The 18,342-nt window shown below is 72.0% G+C and carries 14 protein-coding genes; 6 read left to right on the top strand and 8 right to left on the bottom strand.

Annotated features, from left to right (window positions below):
• Positions 1–15: 15 nt before the first annotated feature.
• Genes ABNF97_RS08175 through ABNF97_RS08155 form a run of 5 tightly spaced genes read right to left on the bottom strand, consistent with a single transcriptional unit; the run spans position 16 to position 5,344 of the window.
• Positions 16–1,287: a Coenzyme F420 hydrogenase/dehydrogenase, beta subunit C-terminal domain gene (locus ABNF97_RS08175; protein WP_349338135.1), complete on the bottom strand. Its 1,272-nt coding sequence runs from the start codon at positions 1,285–1,287 to the stop codon at positions 16–18.
• Entirely contained in the window at positions 1,287–2,621 is a 1,335-nt protein-coding gene (locus ABNF97_RS08170) for a polysaccharide pyruvyl transferase family protein (RefSeq protein ID WP_130462245.1), read from the bottom strand. Before ABNF97_RS08170 ends, ABNF97_RS08175 begins: the two co-directional genes overlap by 1 nt.
• Complete coding sequence (locus ABNF97_RS08165) at positions 2,618–3,253, bottom strand: PIG-L deacetylase family protein (RefSeq protein ID WP_349338134.1); 636 nt, start codon at positions 3,251–3,253, stop codon at positions 2,618–2,620. Before ABNF97_RS08165 ends, ABNF97_RS08170 begins: the two co-directional genes overlap by 4 nt.
• 7 nt (positions 3,254–3,260) lie before the next feature.
• Positions 3,261–4,115, bottom strand: a complete 855-nt coding sequence (locus ABNF97_RS08160) for a glycosyltransferase family protein (protein ID WP_130462243.1) — start codon at positions 4,113–4,115, stop codon at positions 3,261–3,263.
• Positions 4,115–5,344 (bottom strand): methyltransferase domain-containing protein, encoded by a 1,230-nt coding sequence (locus tag ABNF97_RS08155; RefSeq protein ID WP_349338133.1) that lies wholly within the window; start codon positions 5,342–5,344, stop codon positions 4,115–4,117. The genes ABNF97_RS08160 and ABNF97_RS08155 overlap by 1 nt, the downstream gene beginning before the upstream one ends.
• Positions 5,345–5,523: 179 nt before the next feature.
• On the opposite strand from ABNF97_RS08155, the gene ABNF97_RS08150 reads away from it, so the two are divergent.
• From ABNF97_RS08150 to ABNF97_RS08135, 4 genes are read left to right on the top strand one after another with little or no spacing between them, the layout of a single operon-like run.
• Positions 5,524–6,555 (top strand): NAD-dependent epimerase/dehydratase family protein, encoded by a 1,032-nt coding sequence (locus tag ABNF97_RS08150; protein ID WP_349338132.1) that lies wholly within the window; start codon positions 5,524–5,526, stop codon positions 6,553–6,555.
• Complete coding sequence (locus tag ABNF97_RS08145; protein WP_130462240.1) at positions 6,552–7,769, top strand: methyltransferase domain-containing protein; 1,218 nt, start codon at positions 6,552–6,554, stop codon at positions 7,767–7,769. Before ABNF97_RS08150 ends, ABNF97_RS08145 begins: the two co-directional genes overlap by 4 nt.
• A gap of 12 nt (positions 7,770–7,781) precedes the next feature.
• Positions 7,782–8,714 (top strand): glycosyltransferase family 2 protein, encoded by a 933-nt coding sequence (locus ABNF97_RS08140; protein WP_349338131.1) that lies wholly within the window; start codon positions 7,782–7,784, stop codon positions 8,712–8,714.
• Position 8,715: 1 nt separating this feature from the next.
• Positions 8,716–10,293, top strand: coding sequence for a lipopolysaccharide biosynthesis protein (locus ABNF97_RS08135; RefSeq protein WP_349338130.1), 1,578 nt, complete (start codon positions 8,716–8,718; stop codon positions 10,291–10,293).
• On the opposite strand, the gene ABNF97_RS08130 is transcribed toward ABNF97_RS08135, so the two are convergent.
• Positions 10,213–10,800 carry a hypothetical protein gene (locus tag ABNF97_RS08130; protein ID WP_349338129.1) on the bottom strand — a complete coding sequence of 196 codons (588 nt, stop codon included), beginning with the start codon at positions 10,798–10,800 and terminating at the stop codon, positions 10,213–10,215. The two genes, ABNF97_RS08135 and ABNF97_RS08130, sit on opposite strands and share 81 nt — an antisense overlap.
• A gap of 153 nt (positions 10,801–10,953) precedes the next feature.
• On the opposite strand from ABNF97_RS08130, the gene ABNF97_RS08125 reads away from it, so the two are divergent.
• Together ABNF97_RS08125 and ABNF97_RS08120 are read left to right on the top strand one after the other, a co-directional pair.
• Positions 10,954–11,835 (top strand): helix-turn-helix domain-containing protein, encoded by an 882-nt coding sequence (locus ABNF97_RS08125; protein ID WP_349338128.1) that lies wholly within the window; start codon positions 10,954–10,956, stop codon positions 11,833–11,835.
• Positions 11,828–12,031, top strand: a complete 204-nt coding sequence (locus ABNF97_RS08120) for a DUF397 domain-containing protein (protein ID WP_130462238.1) — start codon at positions 11,828–11,830, stop codon at positions 12,029–12,031. The genes ABNF97_RS08125 and ABNF97_RS08120 overlap by 8 nt, the downstream gene beginning before the upstream one ends.
• A gap of 84 nt (positions 12,032–12,115) precedes the next feature.
• On the opposite strand, the gene ABNF97_RS08115 is transcribed toward ABNF97_RS08120, so the two are convergent.
• Together ABNF97_RS08115 and ABNF97_RS08110 are read right to left on the bottom strand one after the other, a co-directional pair.
• Positions 12,116–15,022, bottom strand: coding sequence for an NIDO-like domain-containing protein (locus ABNF97_RS08115; protein ID WP_349338127.1), 2,907 nt, complete (start codon positions 15,020–15,022; stop codon positions 12,116–12,118).
• A 163-nt stretch (positions 15,023–15,185) separates the two neighbouring features.
• Positions 15,186–18,083 (bottom strand): NIDO-like domain-containing protein, encoded by a 2,898-nt coding sequence (locus ABNF97_RS08110; protein WP_349338126.1) that lies wholly within the window; start codon positions 18,081–18,083, stop codon positions 15,186–15,188.
• Between the last annotated feature and the right edge of the window lie 259 nt (positions 18,084–18,342).

Below are 18,342 nucleotides of genomic sequence, written 5' to 3'. Positions count from 1 at the left end.
GGAAGGGGCCCTTCCTCACCTGGGTTGGTACGGGGTGAGCACGGCCGGCTCACGGAGTCGCTTACGACCGATCCGGCGCAGTGTGCCGAGGGTGGAGCGGAGCTTCTCGACAGTCGACAGGTGCCGCCACCAGATCCCGGCCATCGGCAGGTTGCGCAGCCGGGGCGTCATCAGGCCGGCGGCCCGGAGCGTGCCGATCCGCCCCCAGACCGCGCCCCGGGCCCGGAGCAGGTTCGGCTGCGAGGCGGGCAGGATGTCGACGGTCACCGGGGTCAGCACCAGCGCCCCGGCGGCGATGGCGGCCTCGACCAGTCGTACGCCGCGCTCGGTGCGGGCCAGCACCAGGGACTGGCCCGGGTCGTCGCCGGTCGGCCTGTACCACGGGTCGCCGACCGCCACGTCGGCGAACTCGCCGGTGTGGTCGGCGCAGAGGTAGCAGCGCCACTGCCGGTGCTTCTGCAGGATGTCGCCCCAGGACTCGGCGTAGCTCAGCTCGCGCCGCTCGTCCGGCGGGTCGTCGGTGAGCCGGGCCCGGGCCGAACCGGGCCACCCCGCCCCCCGGTAGTGCACCGACGCCAGCCGGGTCGGGTCGGTCACCCCGAGCCGGTCCAGCATCTCCAGCGTGCCCCTGGTGGTCGGGGTGCCGGCGCAGAAGATCGCGATGGTCAGCCCGAGCCTGCGGTCCAACTCGGGCCGGACCTGCCGGGCCATCCGGACCGCAGCCACGTCGCAGGGCTTGCCGACGAAGACGCACGGCGCCTCGGCCGACTCGACCAGGTCCAGCCGGTCGCAGGGGCTGGCCGGGGCGTACCGGGAGCCGGCGTTGGCGAGCAGTTCGGCGGGGGTACGGGACAGCCTGGTCTCGTTCAGATAGGGCACGTCGGCCCGGGCGCCGATGTGCAGCACCCCGGCCATCCCCTCGCCGGTCAGGCAGTGTCCGGCCAGCGCGGTCGCCACCCCGCCGCTGGAGCCGGCGTACCGGATCGCCGGATCGGCGGCGTACCCTTCCCAGATCGCCCGGACCGGCCCCCAGGCCGGACGCAGCTCGGGGATCTCGCCCGGCACCGACCGGCTGCTGTCGTGCGCCAACCGCACCCCCGGGCAGCAGTCCAGCGCCGCCGCCGCGCCGCTGGCCGCTGCCCCGACCGGCGTGATCGGTAACGGGCGCCGGCCGTGGTCGAGCACGTCGACCATCCGCACCTCGTCCGGAGCCAGGTAGGCGCAGACCCCGCACCCGGTGCAGAGCCTGCCGGACGCGACGTCGTGCACCGTGCGGGGCCGGGGCATCAGCGCACCCCCGCCGGGGCTCGACGATCCCGCTCGGCCCGGGCCAGCGCGACGAACTCGTCCATCTGGGCGGACGCCCGGGCGACCGCCGCCGGGGTGCGTACCGCCAGCTCGGCGGCGGTCTCGGCCCGGGTGGTCCAGGAGGCCCAGAGCGCGTCGAGCAGTGCGTCGTCGGGCAGCCGCCGGGCGTCGGCGACGTGCTGGCGCTGCCCGACGCTGGCGAAGACACCCCCCGCCTTGTCGCTGTACGCCAGCACCGCCGCCGGCACCCCCGAGGAGAGTGCCGCGATCGTCGAGTGCATCCGCATCCCGCAGAACCAACTGGTGTGCGCGATCACCCACTTGCTCTGGTGCGGGTCCAGGCCGGACGGGGCGAGCGCCACCCGGTCGCCGTACCGGGGGGCGAGCGCGGCGTAGAGCCGCTCGCTGGCCACCCGGTCGTCGTCGGACCCGTTCGGGGTCAGCACGTGCGGGACGATGATCACCCGGGTGTCCGACTGGTCCAGCAGCCGCTCGCAGAGCCGGTTGGCAACCCGTGAGGTGTCCCCGGCGAGCCCGAACCGGACCCGGCCCTCCGGCCGGGACATCAGCCCGCTCACGTTGATCCCGGCCACCGGCCCCGGGTCCGCCTCGAACCATCCGGCCAACCGCTGGTACGCCGGTTCGTCCGGCACCCTCGGCTCCAGCCCGAAGGCCACGTCCACGCCCTCCCGGTGCCGCCGCGGGTCCAGGTCCGGGCCGAGCAGGTCGGCCAGGGCGGCGAAGCTCTCCGGATCCCGGGCCCAGGCCGTCCGCGCGCCCCGGACCAGTGCCGCCGCCTCGGCCCGCAGCCGCGCCGACCGGAACGGCCCGTACGTCTGCGGCAGCAGCACCAGCGGGCGGCGCCGCAGCAGGGCCAACCGCTTCGGCCAGGCCACGGTGCGGAACCGGTGCTCGCCGTAGATGTCGCTGAAGCTGTCCCCGCCGCTGACGTCGAGCACCACGTCGGCGGCGTCGATCCGGGCCAGCCCGGCGTTGCCGAGCCCGCCCAACGCCGCGCTGATCCGCATGTTGAGGTAGGACTCCGGCCGGTGGTAGCGGCGCGAGTGCCGGGCACCGGCCAGTGAGATCGGCACCGACCGGCCGGCCACGAAGGTGTGCCCGGCGCGCTGCCCCCACCCGTCGTCGAAGACGGTGACGTCGGCGCCCGGCTCCCGGGCCAGCAGCCCGCTCAGGGTGGCCGCCCGCAGCGCCCCGACCCCCAGGTTCAGGTGTGCGCCGGGCACCCCGAACAGGCAGGCCGACACGGCTCTGGTCCGGGCACCCGCCCCGGTCGTCTCGGTCAGCTCGGTCACTGCTCGATCACCGCCTTCTCGCACCGGTACGCCTCGGCGTACCGGGACCGGCACTCCATCCCCCGCAGCCGGGCCAGTCCGAGGAACACCTCGTCGTCCCACCAGTCCCGGCCCTTCTGCGACGGATAGCTCGCGTGCAGGAGCTCCACCTTGCGGCGCACCCGCTCCTGCGTCAGTGGCAGGTAGACGTTGCGCCGGCCCAGGTCGCCGTCCCACTTGGGGATCTCGTAGTACAACACCGTGGCGTCCCGAAACGACGTGGGCACCAGGGCGGCGAGTGTGTGGTGATCCTGGTGCGCGTCGTCCGGGCCGGGCGCCAGCACCAGGTCGGCGTCCAGGGTCGCGGCGGCGGCGTTCACGATCTCCTTCGCCTCGCCCCACCGGGCCGGCACCCGGCCGTCCGGCAGGTCGTGCAGGGCGAAACTGAGCCGGGCGCCGGGCAGGAAGGCGGCGGCCGCCGCCCGCGCCTCCGCCTGCCGGGCGGGGGTGCCGGTGAGCAGCACGTAGTGCACCCGGAGCCCGGGTACGTCGCCGAGGGCGAGCAGCAGCCCGCCGGCGCCGATCTCGATGTCGTCCGGGTGTGCCCCGAGCAGCACCACCGAGCGGGCCGCGGAGAGGCGCAACGGCATCATCAACCGGTCAGTCCCAGACCCGGGCGCTGCCGGCGACACCGGCGAGCACCGGCTCCAGGGTCGCCGGCCGGCGGCCCTGGTTGCGGTTGGCGTCCCAGAGCATCCAGGGGCAGCGGGCCGACTGGTAGAGCTGCTCCAGCTCGGCCCGGTCCTTGAAGGTGTCGGCGGCCCGCCAGAACCCGGTGTAGCGCTGGGCGATCAGCCGCCGCTCCGGCAGCAGCCGGTCGAAGCCGTGCGGCACCAGGTCCTCCCCCTCGCGGAGCACGTCGAAGATCTCCCGGCGCAGGATGAAGTAGCCGCCGTTCTCCCACTGCATCAGCTCGCGGATCGGGCGTACCCGGGTGACCTGGTCGCCGGGGGCGATGTCGATGACGTGGTGGGTCGACTGCACCGGTACGGCGAGCAGGCTGGCCACCGCGTCGGAGTGCCGGAACCGGTCGACCATCTCCGGCAGCGGCGCGTCGGTCAGGGTGTCCGCGTAGTTGGCCAGGAACATCGGCTCGTCCTCGACGTACCTGCGGACCCGCATCAGCCGCTCGCCGATGCAGGTCCCGAGGCCGGTGTCGATGAAGGTGATGTTCCAGTCGGTGATGTCGGCCGAGTGCAGCCGTACGTCCCGGCCGTCCATGGAGAGGCTGAAGTCGTTGGAGAGCGTCTCGTCGTACCGCAGGAAGTACTCCTTGACGGCGGCGGCGCCGTAGCCGAGGCAGAGGATGAAGTCGGTGTGCCCGAAGTGGGCGTAGTAGCGCATCACGTGCCAGAGCAGCGGGCGGTCCCCGATCATCGCCATCGGCTTCGGTGCCGAGGCGGCGTCCTCGCGCATCCGCATCCCCAGGCCGCCGCAGAAGAGGACGACCCGCATCACAGCACCTCCAGGGCGGGAATCGGGAAGACGAGCCGGCCACCCCAGTGGCGTACGTAGGCGAGCTGCGCGGAGATCTCGGTGCGCAGATTCCAGGGCAGCACGAGTACGTAGTCGGGACGGTCCTCGGCGATCCGCTCCGGCGGGTGGATCGGGATGTGCGTGCCGGGCAGGAACTTCCCCTGCTTGTGCGGGCTGCGGTCCACGGTGTACTCCAGCAGGTCGGCGCGGATGCCGCAGTGGTTGAGCAGGGTGTTGCCCTTGCCCGGTGCCCCGTAGCCGACCACCCGCAGCCCCTGTGCCCGGACGGTGAGCAGGAAGTCGAGCAGTTCCCGCTTGATGTCGAAGACGGCGTCGGCGAAGCCGAGGTGCCCGGCGACGGTGTGCAGGCCGGCCTCGGTCTCGGCGTCCAGCACCGACTTGACGTTGCCGGACGGCTCCCCCGCCGCCGCGGCCGGTCGGGCGTGCACCCGCAGCGAGCCGCCGTGCGACGACAACTCGTCCACGTCGATCACGATCAGGCCGGCGGTGGCCAGCGCGCGCATCGCGGTACGCAGCGTGAGGTACTGATAGTGCTCGTGGTAGATGGTGTCGTACTGCCGGCGCTCGATCAGCCGCAGCAGGTGCGGGACCTCGCAGGTGACCAGCCCGGTCGGCTTGACCAGCGCGGCCAGCCCGGCGGTGAAGCCGATCAGGTCGGGCACGTGCGCGTAGACGTTGTTGGCGGCGACCAGGTCGGCCCGGCCGTAGCGCTCCGCCAGCTCGACGCCGGTTTCGGCACCCAGGAACCGCACCTCGGTCCGGACTCCCCGCTGCCGGGCCACCTCGGCGACGTTGCCGGCCGGTTCCACCCCGAGCACCGGTACGCCCCGGGCGACGAAGTGCTGGAGCAGATATCCGTCGTTGCTCGCCACCTCGGTCACCAGGCTCTCCGGCCCGAGCCCGAGCGTCTCGGTCATCGTGTCGGCGTACCGCTTGGCGTGTGCCACCCAGGAGTCGGAGTACGACGAGAAATAGGCATAGTCGGAGAAGATTTCCTCTCCGGATACGTACGCCGGAAGTTGCACGAGCAGACACTTCGAACAGATTCGGACGTGGAGTGGGTAGAAGATCTCGGCCGAATCGAGCCTATCCGCGCTGAGATAACTCTCGCAGAGCGGCGACATGCCCAGGTCGACAAACGTTTCGGTCAATACCGCCGCACACAGCCGACATTTGGCATCGGTCATGCCCACCCACCCCGATATGATCGCAAATACCGGCGCGGCGCCCGCCCGCCTGCGCGCCACGCTAACCAGCACTCCGGCGCGGCGGGAGCGGTTGAGTAAAAAGTCCGACAATAGCCGGGTCGGCCAGGGGGGCACCCATAAACTCGCCTTCTCATCCGGGCGACGACGGGAGCTTTGCCGTGCGTGTTCTCGTGACCGGCCACCATGGTTACCTCGGCGGCGTACTCACCCCGATGCTGAGCGCCGCCGGGCACGACGTGACCGGCCTGGACACCGACTACTACTCCGACTGCCTGCTCGGCCCGGCACCGGCGGCCGTACCCTCCCTCGCGATGGACCTGCGGGACGTCCGGCCGGAGCATCTCGCCGGTTTCGACGCGGTCTGCCACCTCGCCGCGCTCTGCAACGACCCGATCGGCAACCTCGACCCCGAACTGACCTACGAGATCAACCATCGGGCCACGGTGCGGCTGGCCGGGGCGGCCAGGGCGGCCGGGGTGACCCGCTTCCTCTTCTCCTCCTCGTGCAGCCTCTACGGTGCGGGCACCGACGACCGGCCGCTGGACGAGACCGCGGCCTTCGCCCCGGTCACCCCGTACGGCGCGTCGAAGGTCCGGGCCGAGCGGGACCTCGCGGCCCTCGCCGACGACGACTTCTCCCCGGTGTTCCTGCGCAACGCCACCGCGTACGGCTTCGCCCCCCGGCTCCGCGGCGACCTGGTGGTCAACGACCTCACCGCGCACGCCCTGCTCACCGGCGAGGTACGGCTGCTCTCCGACGGCTCGGCCTGGCGGCCGCTGGTGCACGCCGAGGACATCTGCGCGGCCTTCCTGGCCCTGCTGGAGGCGGACCGGGCGGTGGTGCACGGCCGGGCCTACAACATCGGGGTCAGCGCCGAGAACTACCTGATCCGGGACGTCGCCGAACTCGTCGCCGAGGTGGTGCCGGGATCGCGGGTGACCTTCGCCGGGGGCGCCTCGGCGGACACCCGCAACTACCGGGTCAGCTGTGACCTGGTCGCGGCCGAGGTGCCCGGGTTCCGCCCCCGCTGGACGGTGCGCAAGGGGATCGAGGAGCTGGTCGAGGCGTACCAGCGGTACGGGCTAACCATCGGGGCGTTCCGGGGCGAGCGGCACCAGCGGCTGCACCGGATCCGGGCGCTCACCGGGGCCGGCCGGCTCGACGCCGAGCTGCGCTGGAGAACGCCGTGACCGCTGCCGGCGGCTCCGGCGGCAGGCAGTTGGTGCACCGGTGCACGGCCTGCGGCCGGCACGACCTGGTGCCCTTCGCCGACCTGGGCGAGATCCCGGTCTACTGCGGGGTGCACTGGGCCAGCCGGGCGGAGGCGCTGGCCAGCCCGCTCGGCCGGATGTGGCTGGGCTACTGCCCGGACTGCGGGTACGTCCGCAACCTCGCCTTCGACCCGGCCGTTCTGGTCTATGACACCACCATGGACACCAACCTGCACCACTCGCCCGCCTTCGGCGTCTTCTCGGCGGAACTGGTCACGCACCTCGCCGGGCGGTTCCCGCTGCGCGGCGGCACGGTGCTGGACGTCGGCTGCGGGCAGGGCGAGTTCCTGCGCGAGCTGTGCCAGGTGGCCGGTTGCCGGGGCATCGGCTACGACGCGATGTACGCCGGCCCGCCCGGCCCGGACCCGTCCGGCGCGACCCTCGTGCGGGGTCACGCCCCACTCGACGGCGACACCCCCGCGTTCGACCTGGTCACCTCCCGGCACTGGTTCGAGCACCTGGACGACCCGTACGCCTTCCTGGTCCGGCTCCGCGAGCTGGCCGGTGACCGGCCGGTCCACGGCTACCTGGAGGTGCCGGACGCCGGCTACGACCTGGGCACCGCCGGCTGGGAGGTGATCTACCCACACGTCTCCTACTTCGACGGGTACTCACTCTGCCGGATCGTCGAGCGGGCCGGCTGGCGGGTGGTCGCCACCGGGCGGCTCTTCTCCGGCATGTTCCGGTACGTCGAGATCTCGGTGAACGCCACAGCGCCGGTGACCGGTACGGCGCTGCCCGGAACCGAGTCGCCGGGAGTGGCCGACCGGGACCGGCAGCTCGCCTCGATCGCCGGTTTCGCCGACCGACACGCAGCCGTTCGGGAGCACTGGCGGGGCACCATCGACCGGCTGGCCTCTGCCGGTGACCGACCGGTGCTCTGGGGAGCCGGCTCGCGCGGGGTGCAGTTCCTCCACCTGGCCGACCCGGATCGCCGGCTCGCCGCCGTGGTGGACGTCAACCCGCGGAAGTGGGGCCGCTACCTGCCGGTGACCGGGCACCAGGTGCGGGATCCGGCCACCCTCGCCGGCTCCGGCACCCGCTCGGTGATCATCACCAACCCGGCCTACCGGGACGAGATCGACGCCGCGCTACGCCGGCTCGGCGTGCACGCCGAGCTGCTGGTCGCCTGAGCGGAGGAGACGATGGAGCCAGCACCGCGGGTGAGTCTGGGCGTACCCCTCTACAACGCGGAGCGCTACCTCGAAGGCTGCCTCGACGCCCTGCTCGCCCAGGACTACCCCGACTTCGAGATCATCATCAGCGACAACGCCTCCACCGACCGGACCTGGGAGATCTGCCAGCGTTACGCCGCGCGGGACCCCCGGATCCGGCTCTACCGCAACCCGCGCAACTTCGGCGGGCACGTCAACTACGCCCGGGTGGTCGAGTTGGCCCGGGGTGAGCTGTTCAAGTGGGTGGCGTACGACGACGTCTGCCTGCCGGCGTACCTGCGCACCTGCGTGGCGGCGCTGGACGCGGCCGGGCCGCACGCCGTACTCGCCTATCCGCGCACCGTACTGATCGACGAGGCCGGCGAGGTCATCGGCCCGTACGCCGACCGGCTGGACCTGCGCGACCGGCGGGCGTGGCGCCGGGTGGCCCGGGTGGCGAAGAACATCAACCTCTGTCACGCGCACTTCGGGGTGTTCCGGATGTCGGCGCTGCGCCGGACCGGCATGATCCGCCCGTTCCTCTCCTCCGACTACACGCTGATCGCCGAGGTGGCCCGGCTCGGCGAGATCCACGAGGTGGCCGAGCCGCTCTTCCTGCGCCGGATGCACGGCGCCTCCACCCGGCAGGCCAAGGACGCCACCCCGGACTCGGCACTGGCCTGGTATGCCCAGAGCGGCAGGCGGGTCCGGGCGCCGAGGCTGCGGATGCTCGCCGAGACGCTGCGGACCCTCTCCACCGGTTCCGAGCCGCTCGGCACCCGGCTCAGTTCGGCGGTGGCGTTCCTGGCCACCTGGTGGGCCCGCCGGGTCCGGGTCCGACTCGGCCTGCTGCGCCGCCGGATCACGGTCTGGCTGGGTCGGCTGATCCGGCGGCGTGCCAGCACGGCGAAGGGAAGCGCCTAGGGTGCCCGCGGTCCAGCCCGCCCGGACGGCTCCGGAGCAGCCAGCACGCATCCCGGCAACCGACTCGGGTCCGCCGTCGACGGGCGGCGGTGGCCGGCTGCGCTCGGCGATCGGCTGGTCGTACGTGCTCACCGCCGGCCGGATCGGCTCGTCGATCCTGGTCACCTTCCTGCTGGCCCGGCTGCTCGGCCCGAGCGAGTTCGGCCTGGTGGCGATGGCCACCGTCTACATCACGGTGGCGCAGACGCTGATCCAGCAGGGGCTGGTCTCCGCGATCGTGCAGCGGGACAGACTCACGCCGGAGCACCTGGACGGCGCGTTCGTGGTGCTGATACTGGCCGGGGTGGTGATCGGTGGGCTCGCCGCCGTCGTCAGTCCACTGTGGGCGCTGGCCAACCGGGCTCCGGAGCTGACCGCGATCTGCGTCGCACTCTCCCCGCTGGTGCTGTTGCAGGGGCTGTCGATCGTGCCCGAGGCGGTGTTGCGCCGGGAACTGCGGTTCCGGGCGGTCGCCATCCGTACCCTGCTCGCCTCGCTGCTCAGCGGCGCCGCCGGGGTGGTGCTGGCGCTGGCCGGCGCGGGCATCTGGGCCCTGGTGGCGCAGCAGTTGGTGAACGCGGCGGTCGGCCTGGTGGTCCTCTGGTGGGTCTGCCCGTGGCGGCCGAGCCGCCGGCCCCGGCTGGCCGGCATCCGGGACCTGCTGGTCTTCTCCGCCCACTCGGCCAACGCCGGGCTGGGCCTGATGCTCAGCTCCAAGGCCGACGTCCTCTTCACCGGGCTGTTCTTCGGGCCGGTGGCGACCGGGATCTACCGGTTGGCGGCCCGGCTGCCGGACATGCTAGTCGACGTCACGGTCCGGTCGCTCCAGCAGGTGGCGCTGCCGTCACTGTCCCGGCTACAGCGGGACCGGGCGGCGCTGGCCGCGCAGCTCAACCAGCTCCAGCACCTCGGTGCGCTGGCCGGGCTGCCGGTGCTCGGCATACTCGCGGCGGCGGCGCATCCGCTGGTCACGCTCCTGGGTCCGCAGTGGGCCGGCACCGAGGTGCCGCTGCGGCTACTCTGCCTCTTCGGCGCCGTCAACGTGTACGGGGTACTGCTCGGCCCGGCACTCCAGGCGATCGGCCAGCCGGGCAAGCTCGCCGCGATCCTCTGGACCCGGGGCGTGCTCGGGGTGGCGACGCTGGCCGCCGTCGGCACCCTCTTCACCGGGTACGACGACGTGGCCGAGGCGACGGCGGTGGCGCTGGCCGGGGTCGGCATGCAGGTCCTGGTGACCGCCCTGGCGGTCTGGGTCACCGTGCGCCGGGCCGCCGGGGCGTCGATCGTGGCCTTCCTCGCGCCGACGGTGCCGGCGATCCTGGCCGCGGTGGCCGCCGCGCTGGTGCCGCTGGCGGCGGCCCGGACCGGTCTGGACGCCGGGCCGGTCGTCGAGCTGCTGGTGCTGGGCGGGGCGGCCGGGCTGGTCTCCGGGGTACTGCTCTGGGCCACCGACGCCCGGCTACGCCGACTCGTGCTGGCCCGACTCCCCCGCCGCCGGGCCGCCGGAAGCGGCGCCACCGGCACCGGCGCCGGATCCTGAGCACCGTCGGACAGCAGGCTGCTCGCGCCAGCTCTGCGCGAACGCCGCCAGCACGGCTCGACGCTCGGACTCGGGCAGGACTCCGGCGAACGGTGAGTTCTGCCGCAACTCGACATCGTCAGGGCGAGTCGAGGTCAAGACCGTCAAGACTGACTCCACCCCGGCGTCGAGGACTGCGCTCCAGCGTTCGAGCCACTTCGCCGCCATCCCGTCCGGGTGTACCGAACGTAGCCGTTCGAGGTTCGCCGCCGCCTTCGCCAACACTCCGTCGGGGTCGCTGACCAGACGTCCCGCGACCGCGCGGTGCAGCCACAGCGCCTTGAGTTGATCACGGGTCAACCGGTCCCCGCCCGGTCTGCCACGAGCCGTCGGTTCGCCGATCGCGATCAGGCCGGTGGCGTAGGGCGAAAGAATACGACAGGCATTTGCGCGCACGGCAGCATCATCCTTTCGCCGAGGATTATTGATCAGCGCGGCGACCCAGCCGGGAACTGTTTGGACGGTCACCTCTCGAAGGCCATCTTGTAGCGTGTGACGCGTGGATGGCAAGCGAACTCTCGGGAGAAGCCGCCCATCGTCTATTGACTTACCTATGGTCAACAGATAGACGTTTCATCGGAGGCGGCAGGATGTTGCAGAATCGAACGCGGGAGTGATCAAATGACCGAGGACATGGGTTCGACCGTGCCACGCCGCCAGCTCGGCCGAACGCTCAAGCAGCTCCGCACCGAGGCCGGGGTGACCCTTGACGCGGCGGCCGAGGCGCTGGAGTGCAGCCGGCAGAAGGTCTGGCGGATCGAGAGTGGGCTCGGCGTGGTCCGCTCGCTCGACGTCCAGGCGATGTGCGCGCTCTACGACGTGCGGCCGGACCTGGTCACCGCGCTGGTCGGGCTGGCCAGCCAGACCAAGGCCAAGGGCTGGTGGCACGCGTACGGCGACGCCATCCCCGAGTGGTTCGAGCTGTACGTCGGCCTCGAAGCGGTCGCCTCCCGACTCCGGTTCTTCTATGACGCGATGGTGCCGGGCATGCTCCAGACCAGGGACTACGCACTGGCGGTCTACCAGCACCGGTCAACAATGAGCGATGAGGAGCGAGACAGGCTGGTCGAGGTTCGGCTGCAACGACAGTCGCTACTGACCCGACGGTTGCCGTCTGCGCCCGGGCTCGAACTGATCATTCACGAGGCGGCTTTGCTGCGGATCGTGGGCAGCCGCGAGACGATGGCTGGCCAGCTTCGCCATCTGCTGGACGTAGGTGCTCGACCCAACGTCTCGATCCGGGTGCTACCGCTGGCAGCCGGGCTGCACTACGGCGCCGTCGCCGGCACGTTCGTCATGCTCAACTTCCCACCCGGCAACCGGAACACTCCGGAGCCGCCCATCGTCTATTGCGAGTCGCTGACCGGGGCGCTCTATCTCGACCGGCCAAGCGAACTGGCAGCCTACGAATCCGTCTGGGCCGGGCTGACCGCACTCGCCTTGGATGAGGGACAATCGAGGCACATGATCGAGAAAATCGTTGGGGAGGTCCATCATGGTTGACGTGACCGGCGCCCAGTGGCGCAAGAGCACTCGCAGTGGGGACAACGGTGGCGAATGCGTCGAGGTCGCCGACAACCTGGCCGACGTCGTCGCCGTACGCGATACCAAGGACCGGACCGGGCCAGTCCTCGCCTTCGCGCCGTACGCCTGGTCCGCCTTCGTCGCCGGAGTCAAGACCGCCAGCATCGCCCGCTGACCGACCCCTCCAGCCGGTGGCACCCTTCGCCCACCCCCGACGTCGTGGCAGGACTGACGTCACCGTCGGAGTCGACTACGGCGCCTACACCGCGTTACACGACACCCGACGGAGCTCCGAGCAGGGAACTCGGGCCGTCCCCGGGACCGAGGCCGGTGGGGTGAAGATGATCGCCCTGCCGTTCGCCAGCACCAGTTGGTTCACCGAGTACTGGGCCGCGTCGGTGCCGGTGGGGTTCTCGATGCCGATGGTTGCCGAGTTGCCCAGCTCCCGTCCGGCGTTCAACGCGGTGTAGTTGAAGACGATCTGGCCCCATTCGGAGAGCACCACCTGGAAGCTGATCCGGGCGGAAGGCGCGCCGGAGAGTCCCACGTCCTTCCACTCGACCACGAACTGCCGGTCCGGCGCGGCGCCCGACACGGCGGTCCGGACCCGGGACTCCGGGTGCATCACCAGGTCGTCCCAGAACGGGTAGAGCGCGGCGTTCGGTGTCGTGGCGTGCGGCAGCGCCCGGTTCGCCGGCCAGGAGCCGCGTGGATCCACGAAGGACAGTATGCCGTTGACGTCCACCCACGCCCTGGAGTGGTGCTGCCCGTAGTACGGGAACGGGAACGGCAGCGCCACGGACGCGGTGTCGTTGTCCCCGGCCAACGGCAGCTCGCCGGGGCCGGCCGGCAGGTACGCCCGGCCGGGCTGCGTCGTACACGTGTAGCCGAAGCCGTCCGCGCAGCTACCCGGTGCGCCGTCGTAGCTGGCGGTGTAGCTCGCCGTGGTGGCGGCCGGCGCCGTGATCACGTGGGTCGCGGCGCCCCCGTCCGCCCAGCTCTGGAAGGTGTACGTCGCCGGCCCGAGCCGCTGCGGTCCGGGCGCGCTGACCGTGTTGGTCGAGCCGACGATCACCTGTACGGCGTTCGGGGTGGTGAGGCTCCGCCCGTTGAGGTTGACCCGCAGCCCGGCGGGGCGGGTGGCGAGCTTGAGCTGCACGGTCCTCGGGTCCAGCCGCAGCGTGGTGCTGCCGGTCAGCCCACCGCTGTCGGTGGCGGTCAGCGTCAGCTCCAAATAGGACGGGTACTCGTGGTCCGGGGCGAGGAACGTGCCGGTGGCCACCCCGGTCACCTCGCGGACCGGATGGCTGTGGCAGTTCTCCGGCGTGCTGCAGTGCATGTTGACAAGCGTCCAACGCAGCGCCGAGGCCGGCAGCCGGCCCTGCTGCGGATCGGTGGCCCCGCCGCTGAACGTGACCGTCTGGCCGGTCGCCCAGCGCAGCGCCGCGGTCGGTTGGTCGATCACCGGCACCGGGGCGCTGGTGCCGACCCTGACCTGTACCGTCGCGGTGTCGCTGAGCCCGGCGAAGTCGACCACCCGCAGCCGGGCGGTGTAGGTGCCGACCGAGGGGTACCGGTGGGTCACGTTCAGCCCGGTCGCGTCCACGGTGCCGTCGCCGGTGAAGTCCCACTGGTATTCCAGGATGTCGCCCGGGTCCGGGTCGGTCGAACCGACGGCGTCGAAGGAAACCGTCAGCGGGGCCCGTCCGCTGGTCGGGGTCGCCTCGGCGACGGCGTGCGGCGGCCGGTTGCCGGTGCTGTGGTGGAACCGGCGCACGGTGCCGCCGAGCAGGTCGACGTAGTAGAGGTCGTTCTCCGGGCCGATCCGCAGGTCCACCACGCCGGGCGCGATCGCGAACGGCACGATCCGGCCCGGGTCGGGCAGCCCGTCGGCGCCGCTCCGCATCGCCCAGACGCAGCCCCGGGAGTAGTCGGCGAAGAAGAGCGCCCCGGCGTACGCCGCCGGGTAGCCGCCGCCGCTGGTCGGGTAGAAGGCCACTCCGGCCGGGGAGGAGCCGCCGGTCCGGCAGCCGTCGCCGACCGCGACCTGCTGGCTGTGCTGGTAGGTGTAGTAGGGCGGGATGACCATGCCGGCGGGCTGGGTGTAGAGGGTCTCGCAGAGCGACAGGTTCGCCGCGTTGTAGCCACCCTGCGGGGCGTTTCCCTCGTAGCACGGCCAGCCGTAGTTGCGGACCGGCCCGACCGCCGGGTCGACCACCCGGTTGAGCTCCTCCCAGGTACGCCAGCCGACGTCGCCGAGCCAGATCTCGTTGCTGCCCGGCCGGAACGTCCAGCGGTACGGGTTGCGCAGCCCGTACGCGACGATGCGCCGGTTGTTCGGGTCGCTGCTCGCCGCCAGTGGGTTGTCCGGCAGCGCCGCCCCGGTGGAGGGCGAGATCCGGATCAGCGTGCCGGAGAGCCCCGTCGGGTCGGCCGGGGTACGGATGTCCTGGGAGCGCAGGGCACCGCCCTCGGCGCCCGGGGGCGTCATCGCGGCACCGGCCGGGCCGGGCGGGTCGCCGCACGGGTTCGACGGGGTACCCGCCTGCCCGTAGTCGGTGAAGGTCGCCGACGCCCCGTCGCCGCCGGCCACGTAGAGCGCGCCGTCCGGGCCGAACGCGAGGTCGCCGATCGAGTGGCTCTCGATCTGGTGGCACCAGTCGTGCAGCAGCACCTGCTCGGCGCCGGTCGACACGTCACCGCTGGCCCGGAGCCGGGAGACCCGGGCGCTTGCCCGGCAGGTCCCGATCACCCGGCAGGTGTCGTGGTAGGTCGGTGCGCTGCCGCCGGCCACGCCGTCGTAGGTGTAGCTGAGGTAGACGTACGGGTCGGTGGGGAAGTTGGGAGCCAGGGCCAGGCCGATCAGGCCGAGGTCCTCGTAGTCGTAGACCTTTGGGCGCAGATCGGCGAAGACGGTGGCGGTGTTGTCCGCCAGGCTGTCGAAGACCTTGACGATGCCGCTCTTCTCCGCGACGAAGACCCGGCCGTCCGGCGCGAAGACCAGCTTGGTGGGGCGGGTCAGGCCGGTGTAGACCACCTGCTGGGTGAAGCCGGCCGGGAGCGCCGCCGCGGGTGCGGGTCCGGACGGAGGCAGCCCGACCACGACCGGTACACCCAGCCCGAGTGCCAGGCTCAGTGCCCAGAATCGCCGTACCGCACGGGACATGGCGGCCCTCCCTCCACGGCGCCGCCGAAGGGATCGACGACCGCGCGCTCCAGGATCACCCTCCGTAGCGGGATCGACTGTCGCGAGCTTGACCAGGGCGGCTAGCCGACTGAACGTTCCTTAACGGTCGATCGGCTTCCCTGGTCAGCCGTTTGCACGGCGGCTACCCGTAATAGCGGCCCGGAATCGGCGAGCGGCGGCGCTCGCCCCTGACGGCTGCCGGCGGTTGCGTTCCGTCCGGGCGGAAGACCACGGAGGTGTCGTTCGTCAGGACCGGCTGGTTAACCGAGTACGACAGCGCGACCGTACCGGTCCCGTTCTCGATGCCGACCGTCGCCGAGTCGCCCCGCTCCCGCCCGCTGGTGTTCAGGTCCCGGTAGTTGAAGACGATCTCACCGTCCTCCGCGATCACCACCTCGAAGCTGATCCGGGCCGAGGTGGAGCCGTACATGCCGCTGTTGCGCCACTCCACCACGAACCGGCGGTCCGGCGCGGTACCCGTCACCGCGGTCCGGACGCTGGAGTCCGCCCGGACCCACAGGTCGTCCCAGAACGGGTAGAGCGCCGCGTTCGGCGCCGCGGCCGCCGGCAGCGCCGTGTTGGTCGGCTGCGACCCGCCCGGGTCGGTGAAGGAGACGAACCCGTTTCCGGAGACCCATGCGGTGCTGTGCCGCTGCCCGAAGAACGGCACCGGGAACGGCAGCGCCACCTGGGTCACCGTGTCGTCGCCGGCCAGCGACAACACGGTGGTCTCCGCCGCGCGCCAGGGCCGGCCGGTCTCGGTGCGGCAGGTGTAACCGGGTACGGCGCCGCAGCCGACCGCACCGGCGTACGTCGCCGTGTAGGTGGCCGCCGTCGCCGGCGCGGTCACGACGTGGGTCGCCGCCCCGTCGTCGGACCAGCCGGTGAAGGAGTACGCCGTGCCACCGGCCGTCTGCGGGCTCGGCGCGCTGATCGTGTTGGTCGAGCCGACGATCACGGTACGGGTGAACGGGGCCATCCCGGTGATCGCGCCGACCGTCAGCTGGAGCCCGGGCGGGTTGCTGGCGACGGTGAGGTCGACGGTCCGGGGATCGAGCCGGCGTACCACCGTGTTCGACAGGCCCTGCCCGTCGGTGGCGGTCAACTCCAGCTCCAGGTAGGACGGGTACTCGTGATCCGGCGCGACGAAGGAGCCGGACGCCACCCCGGCCCACTCCTGGAGGTGGTGGGTGTGGCAGTTGCCGACCGACTCGCAGTGCTCCATCCGCAGCCGCCAGTGCAGCGCGGAGGCCGGCAGGGTGCCCTGCTGCGGGTCGGTGCCCCGACCGGCGAAGCTCAGTGTGTCGCCGACCTGCCAGGTGGTGCCGACCGTCGGGCTGTCCAGCAGGGCGGTCGGGGCGGCGTTGCCGGGCTGGATCTCCACGGTGCTGCTCGCCGAGGCGCCGAGGGTGTCGGTGACGGTCAGCGTCGCGGTGTGGCTGCCGGCGGTCGGATAGCGGAAGGTGGCGGTCGGTGTGGTGGCGTCGACCGTACCGTCGCTGGTGAAGTCCCACCGGTAGCTGAGCCGGCCGGCGTCGGCCGGGTCCGGGTCGGTCGAGGCGGTGCCGTCGAAGGTCACGTCGAGCGGGGTGGGGCCGCTGGTCGGGGTCGCGTGGATCACCGCGGTCGGCGGCTGGTTGCCCGGGAAGTACCGGATCCGGCGTACGGTGCCGCCGGTCAGGTCGGCGTAGTAGAGCTCACCGCCCGGGCCGATCGCCAGGTCGGCCGGGCCGGCGGCGGCCTGGCCGAACGCCTGGATGTTGGTCGGGTCGGGCAGCCCGCCGGGAGTGCTCGGGCGCATCGCCCAGATGCAGCCGCGCGAGTAGTCGGCGAAGAAGAGCGCCCCCGCGTACGCCGCCGGGTAGCTGCCGCCGCTGCCCGGATAGAACGCGAGCCCGGAGACGGCGTCCCCGCCGGAACCGCAGTTCTCCCCCGGCACCACTGCCGAGGCGTGGTTGTAGGTGTAGTACGGCGCGGTCTGCCCGGCCCCGCTGTACAGCGTCTCGCAGAGGTTCAGGTTGGCATTGTCGTAGCTGGCCATCCGGGCGGCGCCCTCGTAGCAGGGCCACCCGAAGTTGGTGACCCGCGCCGTCGGGTCGACGATCCGGTCGATCTCCTCCCAGGTACGCCAGCCGACGTCGCCGAGCCAGATCTCGTTGGTACCCGGGCGGATGGTGAACCGGAACGGGTTACGGGTGCCGTGCCCGACGATCCGCCGGGTGTTCGGGTCGGCGGCGCCGATCGCCGGGTTGCCCGGCGCCGCCGCACCGGTCGCCGGGTCGAGCCGCAGCACCGCGCCGTCCAGGCCGGTCGGGTCGGCGCCGCTGCGGACGTCCTGGGCACGCAGCGCCCCGCCCTCGGCGGTCGGCGGCCGCATGGTGCCGCCGGGCGGATCGCCGCACGGGTTGGCCGGGTTGCCCAACTGGCCGTAGTCGGTGGCGCTGAAACTGGCCCCGTCGCCGGCCGTGGCATAGAGCATGCCGTCGGCACCGAACCGCAGGTCCCCGACGGAGTGGCTGGGGTACTGCTGGCACCAGTCGGAAATCAGCACCTGCTCGGCACCGGTCATCACGTCGCCGCTGGCCCGCAGCCGGGAGAGCCGACCGGTGACCACGCAGCGGCCGTCGTTGGCATCGCCGCAGGTGTCGTTCCACACCGGAGCGGTCTGTCCGGGGGGCGCGTCGTAGGTGTAGAGCACGTAGACCCACGGGTTCGCCGGGAAGTCGGCCGGCATGGCCAGTCCGAGCAGGCCGCGGTCCCACTGGTTGTGCACGTTGGTGGAGAGGTCGGCGAAGACGGTCGGGGTGGTGTCGGCGAGGTCCGCGTAGACCTTGATCCGGCCGCCCTTCTCGGCGACGAAGATCCGCCCGTCCGGGGCGAACTCGATGTTCGTCGGCTGGAGCAGCCCGCTGAACACCACCTGCTCCTGGAACCCGGTCGGCAGCGTCACCGCCGCCGCCGCGGTTCCGCGCAGCGGCGTCAGGACGCTCGCCAGCAGTGCCAATACCAGTCCCAGGCGCAAGCCCTGCCGCAACCGCATGACGCAACGTCCTCCCCACCCGGCGAGCGACAGTTCCGACCGACTCTGAACCGCGCTCACCTTTGCCGGCACAGAGTAGTTTCCGGCGCCACACCCGCCACCCGGCTGCGTCTAATCGCGAATCAGGACGAAGATCATTGAAACCCCGCTTCCCCGACGATTCGCGTCCGATGCCGCCGAACCGCTGCTGACCAGCTCCTGAACTGGTGTTACATCCCCGGTACGCGGATGAGCGAGTGAAGGAACAATCGTACGATCG

It is taken from the genome of Plantactinospora sp. B6F1 (genome assembly GCF_040120695.1).
GTDB lineage: Bacteria > Actinomycetota > Actinomycetes > Mycobacteriales > Micromonosporaceae > Plantactinospora.
This window is presented reverse-complemented; position numbering and strand designations above follow the sequence as displayed.